This window comes from Pseudactinotalea sp., from assembly GCF_048594945.1.
GTDB lineage: Bacteria > Actinomycetota > Actinomycetes > Actinomycetales > Beutenbergiaceae > Pseudactinotalea.
This window is the reverse complement of the sequence record NZ_JBMDXJ010000261.1, coordinates 1-3,981: the sequence shown is the minus strand read 5'-3', so window position 1 is coordinate 3,981 and position 3,981 is coordinate 1. Positions and strand designations below refer to the sequence as shown.

Annotated in this window: 4 protein-coding genes; 3 read left to right on the top strand and 1 reads right to left on the bottom strand. The window is 70.8% G+C overall.

What is annotated here, in order from left to right; all coding sequences use genetic code 11:
• On the bottom strand, positions 1-1,254 hold a 1,254-nt coding region (locus ACOJSN_RS11360), incomplete at its 3' end, for a DNA polymerase III subunit gamma and tau (protein WP_420112610.1).
• Between the two features lie 314 nt (positions 1,255-1,568).
• On the opposite strand from ACOJSN_RS11360, the gene ACOJSN_RS11355 reads away from it, so the two are divergent.
• From ACOJSN_RS11355 to ACOJSN_RS11345, 3 genes are all read left to right on the top strand, one after another.
• Positions 1,569-2,567: an ABC transporter ATP-binding protein gene (locus ACOJSN_RS11355; RefSeq protein ID WP_420112609.1), complete on the top strand. Its 999-nt coding sequence runs from the start codon at positions 1,569-1,571 to the stop codon at positions 2,565-2,567.
• Positions 2,564-3,355 carry an ABC transporter permease gene (locus tag ACOJSN_RS11350; RefSeq protein WP_420112608.1) on the top strand — a complete coding sequence of 264 codons (792 nt, stop codon included), beginning with the start codon at positions 2,564-2,566 and terminating at the stop codon, positions 3,353-3,355. The genes ACOJSN_RS11355 and ACOJSN_RS11350 overlap by 4 nt, the downstream gene beginning before the upstream one ends.
• A gap of 1 nt (position 3,356) precedes the next feature.
• Positions 3,357-3,981: ABC transporter permease (locus ACOJSN_RS11345; protein ID WP_420112611.1), on the top strand; the 625-nt coding region annotated here is incomplete at its 3' end.

The following is a 3,981-nucleotide window of genomic DNA, read 5'->3' as shown; positions in this document are numbered from 1 at the left end:
GTCGGGGCGTGCGGGCTCGACCGGGGCCGGTGGCTCGGGAGGCGGCGCCGCGTGGCTGGGTGCAGGGATGGTCGCGATCGGCCTGCCCGGTGCGGCATGGCCCCCGGCTTCGAGCCGCTCGAGGCGGGCGTTGACGCCGTCGACGCCATCATCGGCGGCCGGGAGGAGCAGCCGCCCACAGAGCAGCTCGAGCTGCAGTCGCGGCGAGGTGGCGCCGACCATCTCGGTGAGCGCGAGATTGGCGAGGTCGGCAGCGCGTGAGGCGTTGGCGAGCCCGAGGTGCTGCGCCTGCGTGCGCATCCGCTCGAGCTGGTCGGAGGGCACGGTGCGCAGCACCGACTCCGCCTGCTCGCCCGCCGCGAGCACCACGATGAGGTCGCGGAGCCGTTCGAGGAGGTCCTCGACGAACCGGCGGGGCGCGTGGCCGGAGGAGATCACACGGTCGACGACGCGGAACAGGCTGGCGCCGTCACGTGCCGCGAGCGCCTCGGCGGCATCGTCGAGCAACGTCGCATGAGTGAACCCGAGCAGGGCGACGGCACGCTCATAGGTGACTCCGCCGTCGTCGGCGCCTGCGATGAGCTGATCGAGGACCGAGAGGGAGTCGCGAACGGAACCACCGCCGGCGCGCACGACGAGGGGCAGCACACCCGAGGCGATCTCGACGCCCTCGGCATCGGCGAGCGTGCCGAGGTAGTCGAGCAGCTGCTCGGGCGGGACGAGCCGGAACGGGTAGTGGTGGGTGCGCGAGCGGATCGTCCCGATGACCTTCTCGGGCTCGGTGGTGGCGAACACGAACTTGACGTGCTCGGGCGGCTCCTCGACGAGCTTGAGCAGGGCGTTGAAGCCCTGCGTGGTGACCATGTGGGCCTCATCGATGATGAAGATCTTGTAGCGGTCGCGGGCTGGGGCGAAGGCGGCGCGCTCACGCAGCTCGCGGGCATCGTCGACGCCACCGTGGGAGGCGGCATCGAGCTCGACCACATCGAGCGAACCGGGGCCACCGCGCGCCAGCTCCACGCACGAGTCGCAGGTCCCGCACGGAGTGTCGGTGGGACCGTTCGCGCAGTTGAGGCAGCGCGCGAAGATGCGCGCCGAGGTGGTCTTGCCGCAGCCGCGCGGGCCTGAGAAGAGGTACGCGTGGGTGACGCGCCCGCCGCGCAACGCCGCCATCAGCGGATCGGTGACGTGCTCCTGACCGATGACGTCGGCGAAGGAGTCCGGCCGGTAGCGGCGATAGAGGGCGGTGCTCACCCGGCCACTCTAGGCGGGGGCGCCGACATCGGTCAGCCGGGTCACGCCGGTCCACAGGCCGTCTCGGAGAACGACCGGTGCCGCCCCGCTGCGCGCTGGTCGGGGCTTATGCTCGTGCCGTGGCGATGACTCGAACTAACTAGGTCTGCGGACCTGGCCTCCGTGCCGCCCGGTGCGACCGCACCCGGGCGCCTCCGTGCGTGCGTCCGCACTCCGATGTCATCGCCGCCGGACCGGCCTCCCTTGTGAGCTGCCCCCGAAACGGGCCTTCTCGCCGCTGGCGGCATCAGAGCTGAGCCAGGAAGACACCCCGTATGTCATCGACCGCCATCACCGCACGCGCGCTGCGCAAGGAGTACCGCTACCACCGCCAACGACCGGGCCTGAGAGGCGCCCTCGCCGGGCTGGTGCGCCGACGGACCGAGACCAGGACCGCCGTCGAGAGCCTCGACCTGAGCATCGACCAGGGCGAGATCGTGGGACTGCTCGGACCCAACGGCGCCGGCAAGACCACCACCCTCAAGATGCTCTCCGGGCTGCTCGTGCCCACCTCGGGCGAGGTCAGTGTGCTCGGTCACGAGCCCTCCCGCCGCCGCTACGACTTCCTCAGCCGCATCGCGGTGGTGCTCGGGCAGAAGTCGATGCTGTGGTGGGACGTCTCCGCCTGGGACAGCGTCCGGCTGCATGCGGCGATGTACGACCTGACCGACCGCGAGATCGAACGCACCGGCACCGAGCTGGCCGCGTTGCTGCGGCTCGACGGCCTGCTCGACGTGCCCGTGCGCAAGCTGTCGCTCGGTGAGCGGATGAAGTGCGAGCTGTTCGTCGCGCTCGTCCACTCCCCCGACGTGCTCTTCCTCGACGAACCGACCATCGGTCTGGACGTCGTCTCCAAGGCTGCGGTGCGGGAGTTCCTCGCCGCTGTCAACGCCGAGCACGGGACCACGATCGTGCTCACGAGCCACGACATGGACGACGTCGCCGAGCTATGCCGCCGGGTGATCCTGGTCGACGGCGGCCGGAAGCAGTACGACGGCGAGCTGCGTGACCTCGTGCGCAGCGTGCGCCCGCACAAGCGGATCACGTTGCACTTCGCGGGTGCGGCTGCACCGGCCGCGATGCCACCCGGGGTGCGCATGCTCGATGTCGAGTCCGCGGCGACCGGGTCTCGGATCGATCTCGAGGCCGAGAGGGACGCTGCGCAGCGGCTGCTGGCCGCGGCAACCGGGTGGGGCGAGATCGTCGACATCGAGGTGCGCGACGCCGACCTCGACGACGTGATGCGCGCCGTGATGTCGGGCGAGCACGCATGAGGCGCCGCGCCCTGCTCTTCGGCCGGCTGCTGAGCCTCAACATCGGCATGACGTTCCGTTACCGCGGTGAGTTCTTCCTCATGCAGGTCGGCAACCTCGTGGTGCCGATCACCTCCCTGCTCGTGTGGCAAGCGGCGCTCACCGCAGGAGCCGATCTGCCGGTCGGTGACGACTTCCTGGTGCCGTACTTCCTGCTCGTCAGTGTGGTGAACATGCTGACCTCGTCGTGGACGGCGTTCTACCTCGCGGAGTCGATCCGCGACGGCTCGCTCAACCGGTGGCTGATCAGGCCGGCGTCGACCCATCTGGACGCGGTCACGAACAACATCGGCGAGAAGGTGGTGAAGCTGGTGCTGATCGCGCCGCTGATCGCCGTGCTGGCGCTGGTGTTCGCGGATCGCTTCAGCCTGCCCTCCGAGGCGGGGCGCTGGCTGCTGTTCGCGGTGGCGGTGGTGCTCGCCGCCGGGCTGCGACTCGCCCTCGACATCCTGATCGGGTCGCTGGCGTTCTGGTTCGAGGACGTGCAGGGGTTCATCCGCGCGCAGGCGGTGATCACGCCGGTGCTCTCGGGCGCCGTGGTGCCGCTCGCGCTGATGCCGGCCGATCTCGCCTGGCTGACCGCGCTGCAACCGTTCAGGTTCGTGGTCTCGTTCCCGATGGAGGTGCTGCTGACGTCGACGACGGTCGGCGGCTTCGCCCTCCAGGTCGGGTGGGTCGCGATCGCCGTCGCGGTGGCTGCGGCCGTGTGGCGGCTCGGGCTGCGCTCGTACTCTGCGGCGGGTGCCTGAGATGGCGGCGGCGATGCGGCGGCACCTGCGGTTCACGGTGGCCGCGTTCACGATGGCGGTGCGCCGGGACGCGCAGTTCCGGACGCAGGCGTGGACCACGGTCCTCGTGGGACTGGTCGAGGTCGCGGTGGGCCTGGTGCCCGCCTTGTTGGTGTTCCAGCACACCGAGGAGGTGCAGGGCTGGAGCGTGGGGCTGGTGGTGGCGGTGACCGGTGCCTCGCGACTGGCGATCGCGCTGCTGGCGGCCTTCGTGGCCCCGAATCAGGCGCGGATGACCGGTTACGTGCGCCGCGGCGAGCTGGACGGCGTGCTGATCCGCCCGGTGTCGGCGCAGTGGTACGCGGCGGTGCGGTGGATGCAGCCGGCGGAGCTGTGGCCCGGGCTTGCCGGGATCGCGCTCGTGGTGCTGGGCCTGGCGCAGGCGGGGGTGCGGCCGAGTTTCGGCGAGGTGGGTCTCGCGCTGCTGTGGTTCGCGATCGGCATGGTCGCGATCACGCTGGTGTGGACGAACCTCGGCTACCTGGCGTTCTGGCTGGAGTCGATCGACTCCCTCGCCGACCTGATGGCGGGACTGCTGGCCGCCGGCCGTTACCCGGTGGCGTTCTTCCCCTCGGCCGTGCGCACGA

Excerpts from the sequence above, each read along its gene's own strand:
- ACOJSN_RS11355 (WP_420112609.1), top strand. The coding sequence starts at position 1,569 with ATGTCATCGACCGCCATCACCGCACGCGCGCTGCGCAAGGAGTACCGC.
- ACOJSN_RS11350 (WP_420112608.1), top strand. The coding sequence starts at position 2,564 with ATGAGGCGCCGCGCCCTGCTCTTCGGCCGGCTGCTGAGCCTCAACATC.